The 16395-nt window shown below is 39.6% G+C and carries 20 protein-coding genes and 1 riboswitch; of the genes, 6 read left to right on the top strand and 14 right to left on the bottom strand.

The window, feature by feature from the left end; genetic code table 11:
• The first annotated feature begins 167 nt into the window (after positions 1 to 167).
• Positions 168 to 1187: an acyltransferase family protein gene (locus tag NSS78_RS06490; RefSeq protein WP_309216583.1), complete on the top strand. Its 1020-nt coding sequence runs from the start codon at positions 168 to 170 to the stop codon at positions 1185 to 1187.
• Between the two features lie 27 nt (positions 1188 to 1214).
• On the opposite strand, the gene NSS78_RS06485 is transcribed toward NSS78_RS06490, so the two are convergent.
• The 5 genes from NSS78_RS06485 to htpX all read right to left on the bottom strand — a co-directional run bounded on the left by NSS78_RS06485 (position 1215) and on the right by htpX (position 4566).
• Positions 1215 to 1397 (bottom strand): hypothetical protein, encoded by a 183-nt coding sequence (locus tag NSS78_RS06485; RefSeq protein ID WP_003211111.1) that lies wholly within the window; start codon positions 1395 to 1397, stop codon positions 1215 to 1217.
• Complete coding sequence (locus NSS78_RS06480) at positions 1390 to 1554, bottom strand: hypothetical protein (protein ID WP_199852772.1); 165 nt, start codon at positions 1552 to 1554, stop codon at positions 1390 to 1392. Before NSS78_RS06480 ends, NSS78_RS06485 begins: the two co-directional genes overlap by 8 nt.
• Before the next feature lie 6 nt (positions 1555 to 1560).
• On the bottom strand, positions 1561 to 2079 hold the full coding sequence (locus NSS78_RS06475) for a YetF domain-containing protein (RefSeq protein ID WP_003211987.1): 519 nt from the start codon (positions 2077 to 2079) through the stop codon (positions 1561 to 1563).
• A gap of 97 nt (positions 2080 to 2176) precedes the next feature.
• Positions 2177 to 3523 carry a TrkH family potassium uptake protein gene (locus NSS78_RS06470; protein WP_003211513.1) on the bottom strand — a complete coding sequence of 449 codons (1347 nt, stop codon included), beginning with the start codon at positions 3521 to 3523 and terminating at the stop codon, positions 2177 to 2179.
• A 143-nt stretch (positions 3524 to 3666) separates the two neighbouring features.
• A complete protein-coding gene (gene htpX, locus NSS78_RS06465) occupies positions 3667 to 4566 on the bottom strand; it encodes a protease HtpX (protein ID WP_003212518.1) in 900 nt (299 codons plus the stop codon).
• A 278-nt stretch (positions 4567 to 4844) separates the two neighbouring features.
• On the opposite strand from htpX, the gene NSS78_RS06460 reads away from it, so the two are divergent.
• On the top strand, positions 4845 to 5558 hold the full coding sequence (locus NSS78_RS06460; RefSeq protein ID WP_309216578.1) for a DUF1836 domain-containing protein: 714 nt from the start codon (positions 4845 to 4847) through the stop codon (positions 5556 to 5558).
• 129 nt (positions 5559 to 5687) lie between these two features.
• Complete coding sequence (locus NSS78_RS06455) at positions 5688 to 5882, top strand: alpha/beta-type small acid-soluble spore protein (RefSeq protein ID WP_003211343.1); 195 nt, start codon at positions 5688 to 5690, stop codon at positions 5880 to 5882.
• Positions 5883 to 5921: 39 nt separating this feature from the next.
• Here the strand turns inward: NSS78_RS06455 and NSS78_RS06450 are convergent, their stop codons facing one another.
• The 4 genes from NSS78_RS06450 to NSS78_RS06435 form a co-directional block, all read right to left on the bottom strand.
• The gene (locus NSS78_RS06450; RefSeq protein ID WP_106029820.1) at positions 5922 to 7106 is read right to left on the bottom strand and encodes an anti-sigma factor domain-containing protein; all 1185 of its coding nucleotides are present in this window, start codon (positions 7104 to 7106) and stop codon (positions 5922 to 5924) included.
• Complete coding sequence (gene sigI, locus NSS78_RS06445) at positions 7103 to 7858, bottom strand: RNA polymerase sigma factor SigI (protein ID WP_034662939.1); 756 nt, start codon at positions 7856 to 7858, stop codon at positions 7103 to 7105. The genes NSS78_RS06450 and sigI overlap by 4 nt, the downstream gene beginning before the upstream one ends.
• Positions 7859 to 8073: 215 nt before the next feature.
• The gene (locus NSS78_RS06440; protein WP_050945179.1) at positions 8074 to 8865 is read right to left on the bottom strand and encodes a TerC family protein; all 792 of its coding nucleotides are present in this window, start codon (positions 8863 to 8865) and stop codon (positions 8074 to 8076) included.
• Between the two features lie 94 nt (positions 8866 to 8959).
• A riboswitch (yybP-ykoY riboswitch) is annotated at positions 8960 to 9067 on the bottom strand.
• Between the two features lie 79 nt (positions 9068 to 9146).
• Complete coding sequence (locus NSS78_RS06435) at positions 9147 to 9761, bottom strand: DedA family protein (RefSeq protein ID WP_212045801.1); 615 nt, start codon at positions 9759 to 9761, stop codon at positions 9147 to 9149.
• Between the two features lie 245 nt (positions 9762 to 10006).
• Here NSS78_RS06435 and NSS78_RS06430 point away from each other — a divergent pair, with 245 nt between their 5' ends.
• Positions 10007 to 12430, top strand: a complete 2424-nt coding sequence (locus tag NSS78_RS06430) for an EAL domain-containing protein (RefSeq protein ID WP_137054721.1) — start codon at positions 10007 to 10009, stop codon at positions 12428 to 12430.
• 30 nt (positions 12431 to 12460) lie between these two features.
• On the opposite strand, the gene NSS78_RS06425 is transcribed toward NSS78_RS06430, so the two are convergent.
• The 3 genes from NSS78_RS06425 to NSS78_RS06415 form a co-directional block, all read right to left on the bottom strand.
• Entirely contained in the window at positions 12461 to 12925 is a 465-nt protein-coding gene (locus NSS78_RS06425; RefSeq protein ID WP_088004396.1) for a MarR family transcriptional regulator, read from the bottom strand.
• Between the two features lie 356 nt (positions 12926 to 13281).
• A complete protein-coding gene (locus NSS78_RS06420; RefSeq protein ID WP_050945182.1) occupies positions 13282 to 13446 on the bottom strand; it encodes a hypothetical protein in 165 nt (54 codons plus the stop codon).
• A gap of 38 nt (positions 13447 to 13484) precedes the next feature.
• Positions 13485 to 13640, bottom strand: coding sequence for a hypothetical protein (locus NSS78_RS06415; RefSeq protein WP_095117785.1), 156 nt, complete (start codon positions 13638 to 13640; stop codon positions 13485 to 13487).
• 191 nt (positions 13641 to 13831) lie between these two features.
• Here NSS78_RS06415 and NSS78_RS06410 point away from each other — a divergent pair, with 191 nt between their 5' ends.
• Complete coding sequence (locus NSS78_RS06410; protein ID WP_012009715.1) at positions 13832 to 14161, top strand: MerR family transcriptional regulator; 330 nt, start codon at positions 13832 to 13834, stop codon at positions 14159 to 14161.
• 265 nt (positions 14162 to 14426) lie between these two features.
• On the opposite strand, the gene NSS78_RS06405 is transcribed toward NSS78_RS06410, so the two are convergent.
• Positions 14427 to 14798 carry a cupin domain-containing protein gene (locus tag NSS78_RS06405; RefSeq protein ID WP_003211130.1) on the bottom strand — a complete coding sequence of 124 codons (372 nt, stop codon included), beginning with the start codon at positions 14796 to 14798 and terminating at the stop codon, positions 14427 to 14429.
• A 214-nt stretch (positions 14799 to 15012) separates the two neighbouring features.
• Here NSS78_RS06405 and NSS78_RS06400 point away from each other — a divergent pair, with 214 nt between their 5' ends.
• Positions 15013 to 15876 carry a LysR family transcriptional regulator gene (locus tag NSS78_RS06400; RefSeq protein ID WP_327840574.1) on the top strand — a complete coding sequence of 288 codons (864 nt, stop codon included), beginning with the start codon at positions 15013 to 15015 and terminating at the stop codon, positions 15874 to 15876.
• 86 nt (positions 15877 to 15962) lie between these two features.
• Here NSS78_RS06400 and NSS78_RS06395 read toward each other — a convergent pair whose 3' ends face one another.
• Positions 15963 to 16361, bottom strand: coding sequence for a hypothetical protein (locus tag NSS78_RS06395; RefSeq protein WP_003211828.1), 399 nt, complete (start codon positions 16359 to 16361; stop codon positions 15963 to 15965).
• Positions 16362 to 16395: the final 34 nt, after the last annotated feature.

Here is a 16395-nt window from a genome sequence, read left to right as displayed (position 1 = left end):
ATGACAGGATCGAACCTCGATTCTCTTTTCTTACGCTTCTTTTACAGCCGTTCTACAATTTCACATCAAATAGCGAAATGAGCCAAAATGTATTTTAAAATGGGGCAAATACGGGAACAGTGCACTTAGAACATTTATGTTTAAAATCGAGCAGGAAAGGTGATGTTATGGTATCTTCACGAGATAGTTATTTTGATAATGCGAAATTTCTTCTGATTTTTCTAGTTGTTTTTGGTCATTTGTTACGATCATTCATTCATGATAATGATTGGATGCTTTATTTATACAAGTTTATTTATACTTTTCATATGCCTGCCTTTATTTTGGTTTCCGGCTTCTTTGCAAAAGGGTTTAGAAAGCCAGGTTTTATGAAAAAAGTTGCTATTAAGCTGATCATCCCATATTTCATTTTTCAGGTGATCTATTCCGTTTACTATTATCTCTTGCAGGATCAAAGCATGGCCAATTTAAATCCAATTGATCCGCAATGGTCTTTATGGTTTTTAATTAGTTTATTCTTTTGGAATTTGCTGCTCATTCCTTTTTCTAAACTGCCATTTCACTGGGCGATGATCGTCAGTTTGTCGATTGCGTTACTTGTCGGTTACGTGGACAGTATTAGCAATACACTGAGCTTATCGCGTACGTTTGTCTTTTTGCCAATGTTTTTAGCAGGCTTCTATTTAAAAAAGCAGCATTTTGAATTCATCCGTACAAGTAAAGGAAAGCTGTCAGCACTTCTTGTATTAATGGCTGTATTCTTGTTTTGCTATTTCTATGAATTTGATTATTCCTTCTTATTTGGATCACAGTCATATGCTTCTCTTGGTGATGAGGGAGTGATTGCGGCAATGAAACGAATGACATGGTATCTGCTTGCATTCGGCGCTACATTCAGCTTCTTTGCTTTAGTGCCAACACGCCGTTTCTTCTTTACAAAATGGGGCACAAGAACGTTATATGTGTATTTATTACATGGCTTTGTAATTAAGCTGCTTAGAACGACTTGGTTTGATGACTGGGCCTTGAATGCAGCAAGTGTGGTCATGTTATTGCTGCTGACCATTCTGTTAACCTTTACCCTGTCTAGCACCTTTGTTAAAACCGTTGCACAGCCAGTGATTGAGCTCAAAATGACCAATCTCATGCGTACAATCACCGGCAGGCAGGGCAGTTATAGCAAATAAAAAACGATCCCGCGCGGATCGTTTTTTCTATTTTTCATTCATGTGTCCATTGTGACATTCAGCATCTTTCTTAGGCTTTACAAGCGTATCAATCCATTTGCTGCTGTTGATATCTCCAAGCTCACTACCAAATTCCTCTTCTAAGATATCTGGGTCCATTGGCTTTTTATGGTCTTTCATGTCCTTGCTTTTTACATGCTTCTTAGTCACGAGATCCTCCCCCTTGTTTCCCTTTATGAGAATTTCGGTTTGCTTGACGATCTCTTGAATGTTCATCAAATTGGGTTTGTCCTTGATCATGTGCCATGCTTTCTGTCGGTGTCATATTATTTGTCAGTGCTTCATTTTTCGCTGCTTTTCTTTTCATCTGAAATCAGTCCTTTTTTGACATATTTAGTTCTTCTCTTAATTGGTCTAGAAGTTCCTTCATTTGTTTGACCGTCACCGGCTTTTCCTCTGGCTTTAACTCATAGCCGATTTGTCCATTGGCTTCTAGGGTGGCTTTTTTGAGACTGCTGATGTCTGTAATGCCTTGCTGCTTTAAGCGCATTTTGAATTCATCCCTTGTGAGCCGCGTTTTCTTAAGTTTGTGATCAAGCATTTCTCCATCCTGCAAAATGACGACAGATTTCCCTGAAACCAATTTTTCAAAGAAATCAGATTGGATAGACAATTTTTCCATGATGACGAGTGCAATGATAAATGTAGCGGCGGCATAAATCGTTTCAAGTAAATTGTGCTCAATAAAGGGTTGGATAATAATCGATCCGATTGAAATCATGATCACTGTTTGTTGAACAGTTAATTGACTAATGGATTTAGGCCCTGCTATTCTCAGCAGCAAGGTACCAACTAGCAGCATGACAATTGCTTTCCATATTACATCCAGCACGTCTCGTTCACCTCTTACCTATAGATTGCGAACATCCCATGTGATTTAGCCAGTTAGATAATGGAAATAAAAAAACAGCATTCGCTCGGAATGCTGTTTAGCCGATGATGACGCGCTCTTTCGGATAATGATAATTCGCTTCGCTTTCTCTTCGGCCAATTAAATATAAGAAGCTTGGAATGCCGATCCGTCCAATAAACATGACGACCATAATGATACATTTACCGAACACCGTAAGGTCCGAGGTGATTCCTAGCGATAGCCCTGTTGTTCCGAATGCAGAGCAAACTTCAAATAAATTTTCTAGAAGTGTATTATGCTCGGATAAGGATAACAGGAACGTAGCGCCAAACACCAAAATAAAGGCCATCATCGTCACCATCAAGGATTTGTTAATATCCGCTTGATGAAGCTCTCTTTTGAAAATTTTAATGGACTTATTTCCCCTAGCAAAATGAAACAGTGCGAGTAAATTAAGGGCAAACGTAGTTGTTCGAATTCCGCCTCCCACAGAGCTTGGGGAAGCCCCGATAAACATAAGCATACATAGAAATAAAAGGGTCGGTTCTGTCAGCTGGGTAATATCTAATGTTGTCAACCCCCCACTTCTTGTTGCGGTCGATTGGAAAAAAGAATAAAACAAGATTTCGTGCCAGCTTTTCCCTAGGAAGCTGAACCCGGCTTCAAGTGCATATATGCCAATCGCTCCAACAACGACAAGACCGCCAAACGTAATCGTTGTGATTTTTGTAAACAATGAAAACGATGCGTGCTTTCGGTCCTGATTAAATAAATAATCCTTTACTTCGACGAGCACAGGAAAGCCAATCGCTCCAAAGATGATCAGCAGCATCGTAATAAATTGGACAAAATAATCATCCTTGTAAGGGATGAGCGAGTTCCCTGTAATATCGAAGCCCCCATTGGTGGTCGCACTAATACTTGAGAAGAAGCCATGCAAGAATGCTCCTTGCACATCGTAATATTTGAGAAAATACATGCTTAAAATCAGACCGCCTAAAAACTCAATGAGCAAAATTAAATATAAGACCTGCTTCATTAATTTCACAATACCTGATAAATTGCTCTGGTTTTGATCTGCCATGATGAGCTTTCTTTCTTTAATCCCAATCCTTTTTCGCATGACAATCCACACAAAGGTACCGAGCGTCATAATGCCGATACCTCCGATTTGCAGGACAAACGCAAGGATCCACATACCTGCCACACTAAATGTTTGCGAGGTATCAACGACAGTGAGTCCTGTGACACTTACCGCACTCACCGCCGTAAATAGAGCATCAATAAATGTCCATTTCACTCCCTCTTGATGAGCCACTGGGAGGCTGAGAAGAATAAGTGATACGGTTACAGCAAGAAAATAATAGAGGGCAATCAGCTGAAATGCTGACAGCCGGTCAATTAGCTTTTTGATAGGATTCATTGTCATTCCTTCTTTTATCTATCTTTTCGAATACTTTATCATTTTAATGAAAAGAGACATGATTTTAAAGATATTTTATGCTTTATTTTCTTTTTCATCAAAAAGAAAAAGACATCCTGATGTAGAATGTCTTTTCGTCTTTCTTATTTTGCTTCTAGTCTTCTGATTCTTTCGTTTAAATCAGGGTGTGTTGAGAAAAGAGAAGCTTTTCGTTTACCACTGATTTTAAGCGTAGCAACTGCTGTTTGATCATCATCTTTGATTCTTGACGTATACGCCTCAAGTGAGCGAAGCGCATGAACCATTTTATCTTTACCGGCAAGGTCAGCTCCGCCTCGGTCTGCATGGAATTCACGGTGTCTAGAATATGCAAACACGACAAGGCTTCCTAGGACAGAGAAAATGATTTGGAAAACAATCACTGCAATAAAATGAACAATCGGAACAAGCTCTTCACGCGAAACAAAGCGGCTTGCGATCCATGCCGCAATTCTTGAGAGGAAGACAACGAACGTGTTGACGATCCCTTGAAGCAGCGTCATTGTCACCATATCACCGTTCGCAACGTGAGCAACTTCATGAGCGATTACACCTTCAACTGCTGCATCATCCATTTCATGAAGCAATCCAGTTGAAACGGCAACAAGTGATCTTCTCTTAGAAGGACCTGTCGCAAAAGCATTTACTTCAGATGATTGATAAATACCAACCTCAGGCATTTTAGAAAGGCCTGCTGCTCTTGATAATCTGTGCACGCGGTCAACAAGCTGCTGCTCATCATATGTTAATGAATCCTTTTCAGGGTTTAACACACGCACACCCATCATCATTTTTGCCATCCAGCGAGACATCGCAAGTGACATGAACGAGCCAACAAAACCAACAACTGCACTGAATACTAGCAGTGCCACCAAATTAATTCCACCGTCTGCTCCTATATAAGAACCAACACCAGTTGCTGCACTAATAACCGACAGTACAATACCAATCGTAGTGATAACAAGAATGTTCGTTAATATAAACAGAAATATTCTTTTACCCATACATAACCTCCGCTGTCATATTAAGTTCATTTGAACTTATTAATAAAATTATAAAAATAAACGTCTCAAATTGCAAGGAAAAAGGAATCATTCCTTCTGTTTATCATAACGGCTTAAGCCCCGTCACTTCAATATTTACGACTTTGCCACAGCTGAAAAGTGAACAAATTGTGACGCCGCGTTCTGTATTTTAGTTTATTTTGCATTTTCATCAAAAAGAGATTATGATGTTGAATTAGATCAATAATCACGTTTTTGACGTACAAATGAGGTGGAACATGGTGACTTTTAAATTAACGAGAATTGACATGACGAGACTTCTATATTCTCTAAAAGGAGAGGGAGATCTGACTCCGCTTCAGCTTTTGAATCTATCTGTAAAGGGCGATAAGGATCATGAATATGATGAGTTAAAGATCCCTTCGTTTTTTGAGAAGCTCGAACGGCGGAAGCAAAAATCAGAGCACGGTCTTTCTACAAATGAAATTGTTGAGCTTGGCAACTTGTGTGAGCTAACGTCTCTTAAATCGACGGCGATTCAAAATTGGATCAAGCGTGATATTAAAGATATGATTGGTCATCCAGAGCTTGGCAAGAAGTACTCCATTGATCAGGTCGTTATTTTATTAATTGTCAGGGATTTAAAATCAGTTTTTGACTTTGATGCCATTCGCATGATCTTATCTGCCTTATTTAACACGATCACAGATCGAACAGATGATGTTATTAGTCCAATCCGTTTTTATGAAGCATATGCGCACGTCCTAGATTTTATTTATCACCATACACATTTTCCGTTAAAGGAAACAAATTTACGAGAAATGACTGAGGAGCAGACCGACATGCTCCATGAAGAGTTTACAGAATTAACGAAGAATCAATGGAATTTGATTAAAGGCATTATCAGTTCTACCGTCTTCTCTGTGTTCACTTCCCACTTGCAAAGTACAGCGCAAGAAATGATGTTTAATACGCTACAGGCAGCTAAATAAGGATAAAAGAAAACCGAGGTGATGAGGTCACCACGGTTTTTTTGTGCAGCAATTGCCAGCATAATTGTACGCCGTTTTCTTCAAAATAAGAAGGCGCAACAAACATGAGGTGAAAGGAGGAATATGGACATGGCAAATCGAAATCAGCTTCTTGTTCCTGGAGTAGAACAAGCATTAGATCAATTTAAATACGAGATCGCTCAAGAATTTGGCGTGACTCTCGGTTCAGATACAGTCGCACGTGCAAATGGTTCTGTTGGCGGTGAAATTACAAAACGACTCGTTCAACAGGCTCAATCACAAATGGGCAATCAATCTAAATAAAAACATGGTGAAATACGCCGGAGCTATTCTGGCGTTTTTTTATTGTTCATATGTGTGCTCAAACCGGTTTTCACGATACGGGGACGGTGCACCTTTTCCCTGCTTCTTCATATGGTCTTTTTTTCGTTCAGCGGACGGCTGTTTCTGATCCCTGTCGTTTTTTTTTGCGTGCTTTTCAGCACCACCACGTGATGTGCCGTTTGGATTCCTTTTATCATCAGGTTCCGTTGAGTGATTTTTTTTTTGTTCTTTATCGATAGAACGTTCCTTTTCTTCCTTTATTTGATTGTCTTTGCTTTTATCATCAGGTTTTGTTTGGTGTGGCTTTTGAATAGATCCTTGCTCTTCCCTCTCTTGATCCTTCTGCTCTTTGTCTTCAGCTTCAGGAGCCTCTTGATCTGGCTTCATCTCTTCGCTATCGTCTGTCTTGACGTCTTCTTGTTTGTCTTTGTCTGCTTGATCTTCATCATCTTTTTTAGGCTCTTCTTCTTTGACAGCATCACTCTCTGCTGCGTCTTCATCCTTTTGAATGCCTTCTTGTTCTTTGTCTTGGATTTCTTGATTTCTGATATATGTGCCTGTTGAAATGCCTGCCTTTTGAGCTTTTTCTCTTGTTTCCAGGTCACTTTCTACAGTTTCTAGCTTGTAATCGCGCTTTTGATATTCACCAGAGATGGTGTTAATTTTACTTTTGACGTTGGTTTTATATGTATGGTCCTGCTTGTTTTCATAAACCGTTGAAATATAAATACTCTTAGAGTGGTTCACATAACCTTTTTTGTCACAGTCATCTATGATTTCCTGCACAACTTTGGTCATGTCGTTTTTTTCTAAATCCTTCATACTGGCCAGTACTTGTTTCGCATCTTTATTCAGTGGTGTGACACCGATCACTTGATAATTGTGATCAAGCTTCAGTTCAAAGCTTGGATTAATGTCAATCGTCATATATGCATATGCTTTTTGACTTGAGAAAGATGGCATCATAGTAAAAATCACGACAATAATCGCAGCGATTGATAGGATTCCTGCATTTAATGGACGTAAACGAAGCAAGTCAAAAAAACCGGCTTTTTTTCTTTCGAGACGTGATTCATTCGGAAATGTCACTTCTTGACCGATTTCATAATCTTGCTGTTCATATTTTGTCCGCAGAAATTGTCCATCAGGGGTCAGCAGCGTGACATATTTTTTGTTTTTCTCTACTATAATGCCTCTTCTCATGAATTAAGCACCCCTTTAAGGTAATCTTTCAAATACACATAATCACCCGTCATAATGATCGCCATCGCAATGATATATTTTCTATTTCTCTCAATCGTTTTGCGGCTGACTTCCACTAGCTTTTCAAGCTGTTTGACTGGCAATTGTTTTTTCTGAAATAAAATGGTTCTGAGCTCATCGTGTTCAACGAGTGTGTGAGCTACTTTAATGGCATTTTGCCTTGCATCTGCATGCTTTGGTGAATGTTCAAGCAGCTCTTGAAACGTGAGACCGTATACTTTCAATCGTTCTTTAAAATGTTCAATTTCTTCTCTTCTGTGTTCTTGTTCAATTAAACGTCTATATTCGTTTGTAGACAGCTCTGCTTCAATCATGCTTTGAGAGTACTCGCCATTTTCACTTTCTTGCAGGTCCATTTGAACCGTTGGCGCATTTCTCGCTTCTTTTCGAATATAGTCGATCACTTTTCTTTTAATAATTAATTCTGCGAAAGCAAGGAGTGAGTTTCCTTTTTCAGCAGAGTATTTTTCTATCGCTTCATTAAAGGCAATTAAGCCTATGCTGAATTCATCATCTTTTTCATCTATATATCGTTTACAAACGGATGAAACCGTCTTAGCGACAAATGGTTTGTATTGCTCTATTAATGCATTTTGCAGCTCGATATCACCTTGTTGAATACTGATAGCCGACTGCTCTAATGTTTGCTTTTTCTTTCCTTTTTTAAACAAAAGGCTAAGCAATGGTTTCACCTCAGTTCTCCCTATATTACTCATTTATGATAGCTAATTTATGAGGGAAGCGCAAAGGAAGAAATGAGGAATTCATTTCCTGTTACCCAATTATGACATGTATATCATCATCTACTTTACAATGTTTCGTCTAAAAGCAAAGAAATAAGGGGGTATCTCCCCCTTATTTGTAATATACGTGTTATGAAAATGAAATGATATTTCTTTCAAAAAACCTACTCTTCTAGGCGTACCTCTTGTTTTTCCTTGTTTTGTTGCCCGCCTTTTCTTGATGGACTTGATAAAAACCAGCCAAATGCTGCAATTGCGAGAAGCACTGTCCAGAAAATCACTTTCCATAATGTTGAATGAATAAAATGAGAGGACACGATACCAATGGCTGGATGTGACAGTGTGTAAAGCGTGAGCTTCACACCAACCCACCCGACAATGACAAAGGCTGCTGTTTCTAGGCTCGGTCTTGTTTTGAGCAGTTTCACAAAGACAGTCGCTGCAAATCTCATGATGATCAGACCGATGATACCACCTAAAAGAATGACAATAAATTGACCGCCATCAAGTCCACCGATTTGCGGAAGACTTGTTTTCGGCAAAGTTACGGCTAATGCGACCGCCGCTAAGATGGAATCGACAGCAAAAGCGATATCAGCAAGCTCGACTTTTACGACTGTTGCCCAGAAGCCGCTTTGCTTCATGTTTGTGTCTGATTCCTTTTTCTTAAATACGTGCGATTTTAAAATATGGTGAATGGAAATATAAAGAAGATAAATTGCACCAATGGCTTGAACTTGCCACACATCCACTAAAAACGAAATAAGAAACAGGGAACCAAATCGCATGACAAACGCACCCGCAAGTCCGTAAAACAATGCTTTTTTCCTTTGCTTTTCTGGAAGGTGTTTCACCATCACAGCCATGACCAGCGCATTATCAGCGGCTAAAATCCCTTCTAATCCAATCAGTACGAGAAGAACCCACCCGTACTCTAAAATAATTGCTGCATCCATCATCATTCCTCCTTGTTTTATCTATTGTCCCACAACAGACAAAGGCTTATGAATGCAAAAAAGACCTTTGCCTGTAATGGCAAAGGTCTTGCTAGACATGTGATATGTAGAATCATGCCAACAAAGCCGATGGAACTTAAGTCCATGTAATGACGACTTTGTTTCCGGTAAAAACCGGACGCTACTCCCCTTTGGTGGGATTTAAGAATATTTAGATTACTTATAGTTTAATCAATAGACACTGTATTGTCAACAGGGGACTTTCACCTCGGGTCCAGTGATTAGGCAGTTGGTGTTTCTGCTTTTCTTTTTCTACGTTTCAGCCATATATACATCGCGAAAAGCAACACAATCCCGATCCCAATCGGCAGAAGATATGGATCTAACATTGCGCCAACCTCTTTCCAGTTCTCCCCGAGCACAAATCCAAGATACACATATACAAATGTAATAGGCGTAATCGCTAAAAACGTGTACAGGCAAAAGACCCACACATTCATCTTGGCAATACCGCACGGGATGGAAATAAGCGTTCTGACTCCTGGAATAAACCGGCCGCTAAATGCGACGAATCCACCATGCTTTTCAAAGAAGGCATCCGATTTATCAAGCGACGCCGGTTTAACAAAAAAGTACTTCCCATATTTATTTAAAAAAGGTCTACCGCCATAACGTCCTAACCAGTACAAGGTCAAAGGGCCAGCCACGCCGCCAATAGAGCCGGCTGCCACAACACCAATGAAGGCCATGTCCCCTTCTGAGACCCAGTAACCCGCAAGAGGCAGAACCACTTCAGCAGGAACAAATTCAATACATAATGCAAGGAAGATGCCAAAGTACGACAAGTTCTTAAAGGCATCAGCTAAAGAAATAATAAAATCTTCGATGTTTATCAATCCCTTTCACACATAATCGTTTAACTGATTCTATCTCTTTTAGAATCGCACATATATTAAACGAAAAAAACCGAAGAAACGATTCACTTTTCGTCGTTTTTTTACATTAAATTTGATTTTACTATAAAAGACAGGTGAAAAAAAAGTTGATTGTGGTATTTAAGTGAAGGAAAAGTGAACACAGAAGCCATTCGATCCGATATATTAGGTATACGTCTGTTTTAAGATACTGGAGGTTTTCTTACATGACCCATTTAACAGGAAGTTACAATGGATGGCTTGTCTTTCTGTCAATCGCAGTCGCCACTGTCGCCTCCTACTCAGCTCTTCATTTAGCCAGCCGAGTGGCACAGTCAAGCGGTGCAAAGAAAAAGGTATGGCTGATCGTTGGTGCCTTGATCATGGGAATGGGGATATGGTCGATGCATTTTATCAGCATGATGGCATTTCACGTGCGTGCTGGCATCACCTATGAAACACCCTTGCTCATTTTATCGATTTTGGCATCTTTTGTCGGGTCCTTGATCGCATTCACAATATGCATTCAAGAGCAACTCTCCACAAGGCGGCTGCTCATTAGTTCAATCACCATGGGCTCAGCTATTTGCAGCATGCATTATCTTGGAATGGAATCAATGGCCAATGTCTCAATCAGCTATGATCCAGTCCTCTTTTTTCTTTCGTTTTTCATTGCTGTGATAGCGTCTTTCTTTTCGCTTCATCTCTTTTTTCGGCTCCATCGATCCGGGAAAAAGCAGGAGGATCATCTGTTAAAAATAGCTGGTGCACTCGTGATGGGCGGGGCTGTTTCTGGGATGCATTATACCGGTATGGCTGCTTCTACTATGTTTTTTCATTCAGACGGACAGCCCTATAGGGGTGGTTCTCTTGAACTATCTCCATTCAGTCTGTCGATTTTCATCGGCTTAATGACACTGATTGTCCAAACACTGATGATTTTTGGTGCCTATATAGATCACCGAATCATGAAGCAGGCAGATAAGCTAAAGGAAAATGAACAGCGGTTCCAATCGCTCATCAAACATAATATCGATGGCATTATCGTGTTATCTGTCAATCGAAAGGTGCTTTCTGCGAACGACTCAGGTAAACAAATTCTAAAAATGTGCAATTCTTGGATTGGTGATGATGTCAGCCAATACGTCATGCCGACTGACATGTGGGAAGAATTTATTTACGAGTCAAAAAAAGCCATCACACGTGAAGCAGAACTAAAAGCAGCAGATCGCTTTTATTATTATCATGTCACTTACATACCTGTTCATGTCAACAATACGCTTGACAGTATTTATCTTGTCTTAAAAGATTTAACGCAGCAGCGGATTGCAGAAAAAGAAATTCATGTCATGGCACATTATGATGCGTTAACCGAGCTTCCTAATCGGCGCCACGCCATCAACCATCTAAGTGATGTTCTCTCCGCTCAAGAAGAGACAGGAACATCGACGGCTGTTCTGTTTCTTGATTTGAATCGTTTTAAAATTATCAATGATGCACTTGGTCATAACATAGGGGACTTACTTCTTAAAGCAGCTGCAAACAGACTGACGCAATGTTTACCAGACAACGGCTTTATAGCCAGACTAGGCGGGGATGAATTTTTAATGATCTTCCCTGACATGGGGCATGACACACAGAAAATTGAACAGCTTTCTCAAAATATCATTCGGCAATTTGAGCGTCCTTTTTTCATCCAGAATCATCAGCTCATTACTTCTATCAGCATTGGAATCGCTATCTCACCTCAAAATGGCAAAGATGGGATGGAGTTAATGAGGAAAGCCGATATGGCGATGTATTTATCCAAAAAACATAAGCAAAGCCGTTATGAGTTTTTCACCGAATCAATGGAAAGATCAAGTGAAGATAGGTTGAACCGAGAGCTTGAGTTACGGGATGCCATTCAAAGAGAACAGTTTGTGCTTCATTACCAGCCGCAAGTGAGTGCGAAAACAAGACAGATGACTGGTGTAGAAGCTCTTCTAAGAATGAAAGCACCAGATGGTTCGTTAAAATCACCCGAGGCTTTTATTGAGCTGGCAGAGGAATCAGGACTGATCATTGATATTGGCAGATGGGTGATTGATACCGCATGCAGGCAGGCTAAAACGTGGTATGACAACGGGCTGAAAATTCCCGTGGCTGTCAATTTATCTGCAAAACAATTCAATTCTGAAGACTTAATTGATTTGATTAAGCTGACACTGAAAAAATACGATATGACACCGTCACTGCTCGAGCTTGAAGTCACAGAAAGTATGACAATGGACAATATCAAGCAATCAAAACAGGTACTGACCTCACTGAAACATCTGGGCGTTCGTATTAGTATTGATGACTTTGGTACAGGGCATAGCTCCTTAAGCTATTTAAAGGATTTGCCCATTCATCGCCTAAAAATCGACAAATCCTTCATCGAAGATATTTTAAATGATTCAAAATCTGAACAGATTACAGGTGCCATTATCGCGATGGGACATCAACTCTCTCTCGAGGTCATAGCAGAAGGTGTTGAAACCTTTGCGCAGGCGCAGCTTTTATCTGCGCAAGGATGTGACGACTTGCAAGGCTTTTATTATGCAAAGCCCCTTCCAGCAAACGATATCGAAAAATTCATTGCCTATCCAGCGCATCAGCTGGACACATAAAAAAGGTGCCAATCATGGCACCTTTTCGTTCTATCTAAATAATAAATGTTGACTGTGAATACCTGCTTTTTTCAATAGACTAATCAATTGTTCTTGTTCTTCTCGCGAGAGGCCTGAGAAGGCACGCGCAATCCGGAGAGAATGAATCGGGTAAATTTTATCAAGATAACTGCGCCCTTTATCTGTTAAATGGGCATAAACCGACCTTTTATCCTTTGGGTCCTGCTCTCTTTCAATGAAACCATTTCGTTCTAATTTGTCAATTACGTACGTCACATTCCCGCTGACAAGCAGGAGTCTTGAGCCGATTTGCTGAAGTTTTTGAGCACCTCTTGTATACAGCAATTCAAGAACCGCAAATTCAGTTGGATTAAATCCATGCTCTTTGCTGTCTCTAATGCTGTGTTCTGAAACGCTTTTAAATGCTCTTGCAAATACCTTGTAAAGTGTCATTGAACGTTCTACTTCTTCTTCATTAAACGATAGTCTCATCACATATCTACCTCTTATAATATTTTTTTAACTTCAAGGCTTTCTTGCGGTGCAGTTGGAGCCTTTCGTAAAAAATAGAAGTACGTTTTTGAAAACCCTTTCAACCACATAAGTGACTCCATTCGTGTTATGTATAAGATTTCGATATAAACTTTTAAAATCCTTCTTATTTTTCACAACCATCTCGAAAAAAAGGTTTTTTAGCAAACCATCAAGATCCGACACAGTTTAACATAATCTGTAAAGACTCTATGTTTCTTTACACTGTATTCGTCAAATTTCTACAAAATTCAATATTGCTATAACATTAAACAAAAAAAAGAACCCTTTATGTGACATGCGCACATTTCAAGGGATTTTCACAAATCACGCTTTGTTTTGTTGAAAAAGAAGTGATACTCTTTTTTTAAGTCACTAATTGTCATTTTCTTGGCCGCACTAGGACTGTACACTCCTAATGAACAGAGCTGCTTCGTATAATAATGTCTTTCCTTCGCTAAAGCTTCTGTTAGGATACGCCGCACCGATTATCCCCTCCTATCAATTGATCTGGAGCAGGTGCTTATGAAGACCTTTTATACAAATCATTTTGTACAGCTCTTAGAAGAGCATGCGCATTCTGACCTGCAGCCTGCATGAATCGCTCCAGTAATTCATCCCTCTTCATATCTAATGCGATGATTTCTTTTGCCATACAGATGATCCGTGTTTGCTCCATCATATGCTCCTCCTCCTATTTCAACTCATCATCATTATATGCAAGCGTAGCAATCACTTCACATATGTTGTCAACTTTCCTTCCATCGTTTTTTCATTTTTATGTTTTTATGTTATATTTTCTAACAAACGATAGGTTTTTTTCGTTGTCATTCTGTATAATATGAAGAAAAGACTTGCAGGGGTGAGTATATGACGCAGGAAGATGTATCTTATAAAGATAAAAAAGTCATTTCAATCGGGATTGTCAGTGAATTAACAGGGCTATCCGTCAGGCAAATCCGATATTATGAGGAACGCAGACTCATCTACCCCCAGCGCTCAACAAGAGGCACGCGTAAATATTCTTTTTCTGATGTAGAACGATTAATGGACATCGCCAACAAACGAGAAGACGGTGTGCAAACAGCGGAGATTTTGAAAGACATGAAGAAAAAGGAACAGGCATTAAAAAGCGGACAATATAAGAAAAAAATGCTGGAAGGTCAAATTAACGCACACTTCCGGTACAAAAATCGATAAACAAATAAAGTTTAGCTGACTCTTTTAGGCTTTGTTCGTACTTGATTTTTGGTCATGGCTTATGAAAAAGAGACAGCTTTTTTTGCTGTCTCCGTTATCAAACCAAAGCCCTTGGCAATGCCAGATCATACTCAGTGAAATAAGCTATATAGGCAAGGACATTCGTTTAAATTTACTTTTTTTAGGCGGCGTTCCACAACATTTCATTCTAAGAAACAACACTATATCAAATAGCGTTTTAGGTATATTGTTAAGTGCAGGCGATCTAGCGTTTATCCATTCGTTCAGGAATCGAAACAGTTCGTTCATTGATCACATTCCCCGTGTTCAGCGTCGTTTTTGGTTCAATTAAGAGCAAATGAACTTCTTCTTCAGCAATTGGCTGATGTTCAATTCCTTTTGGAATCACAAGAAACTCCCCTTCATTAAGCGCTATTTCTCTATCCCTAAAACGGATGACTAGATTTCCTTTCCATACAAAGAACATTTCATCCTCGTCATCATGGTGATGCCAAATGAATTCACCCTTAATTTTTACCATTTTCATGTATGAGTCGTTCAACTCTCCACTTATTCTAGGATTCCAATAATCATTTATTTGCGAAAATTTCTCTTGGATATTAACCTTTGAAATCAATAGATTCCCTCCTCATTTACTTGGAAACGTCTTTTTTATCTTTCTTAAGCTAGAACTCCCTACCTTGCAAATTCTCCTCCTCATGATAAACATCAAGGGACACAATGAGCATCAACCTCTTATATTATTAAGTTTACTTATTCTGTTGGATCACGTAAAATCAAAAAATAATGTATAGTTCATCACAATTTGTGATACAAAAAGGAGCATTGTTTTGGATATTACATCTTTGGAGATATTTAAAGCAGTAGCTATTGAACAAAGCGTTACAAAAGCTGCTGAGAAATTAAATTATGTACAGTCCAATGTCACTGCACGAATCCAGCGTCTTGAACAAGAATTAGGTGTTCCTCTTTTCTATCGATATCACAAAAAGATATCCTTAACGCCTGCAGGGCGAGAACTGTTGCCATATGCAAACAAATTACTCTACGATTTTGAAGAAGCGATAGAGGCCGTAAAGCTTTCCTCTACTCCGCGAGGTACTTTGCACATTGGATCTATAGAGTCTACCGCTTCGACAAGATTGCCCAGCATTTTCGCAGCATATCACAAGACATTTTCACAAGTAGAATTAAGCATGTATATGGCACCTACTGTAGATCAGGTTCATGCTATTCTCAACTACAAGGTAGACGGTGCATTGGTTGATGGGCCCATTCTTCATCCCGACATTATTGAATATCCGGTATTGGAAGAATCACTTGTTCTCATTACAAGCTACTCCCAGGAGGAATTCCAGGTAGAATCAATTTTACATGAACCATTGCTTTCGTCATTTGCGCATTGCATCTATTTGGGGCGTTGGCAACGATGGTTAGAGAGCAATGGCTTTGCTTCGATGAAGGTAATGGAATATGGCACTTTAGAGGGCGTGCTTAAATGCGTTGAAAATGGGCTAGGGGTTACCGTATTACCAAAATCTATGGTTGAATCTCGGGTGCAAGGCAGATTTACCTGTCATCCTTTACCGGAACCACACAGAATCGTACCAACTGTGTTTATAAGGCGCCGCGATTCGTACATGACCAGTGCCCTCTCACGGTTTATGGAATTATTGGGCATAACTCATATGTGATCGGGTCATTTGTGGTAAAAAAGAGGATAGATAGAGCGACATTCTTTCAGCTCTTCTATCCTTTTTACATAAAATTATTTTAGCTTTCATTGAGAGGAAGTGTCAGTTCCTTCAACGAGTCCTACAAAGTCAATCCGTACACCGCCTTTTTCAGGATCTTCTATGACCCGCATGGCCAGTGCCTTTTTCTCCCCTGTTTTTTCATCTTCGTAATTCGCATGAAAGACGTGAATGCTGGCTTCTTCCAATTGAAAATCATCATAAGAAAGCGTCTCTATGCCCCATTCTTTTTTCAGTTTTAGAATGTCATTTGGGCTTGGGACAGCACCTTCAACATAGATGTTTTCTATTTTTTGTTTATTTCCTTCGGTAATCGCTTCAATCATATGCTCTGCAGCCACTAGTCTTCTGTCTTTCCCCTCGTCTTCCCTTGAACATGCACCTAGCAATACAATGCACATTAAAATGAATAAAAACTTCTTCATTTTTCTCTCCCACCTTCTCCTTAAAATGTAAAGG

This window comes from Bacillus sp. FSL W8-0920, assembly GCF_038593215.1.
GTDB lineage: Bacteria > Bacillota > Bacilli > Bacillales > Bacillaceae > Bacillus > Bacillus pumilus.
Note: the sequence above shows the minus strand (reverse complement) of the source record. Positions and strands in the feature narration are given on the sequence as shown.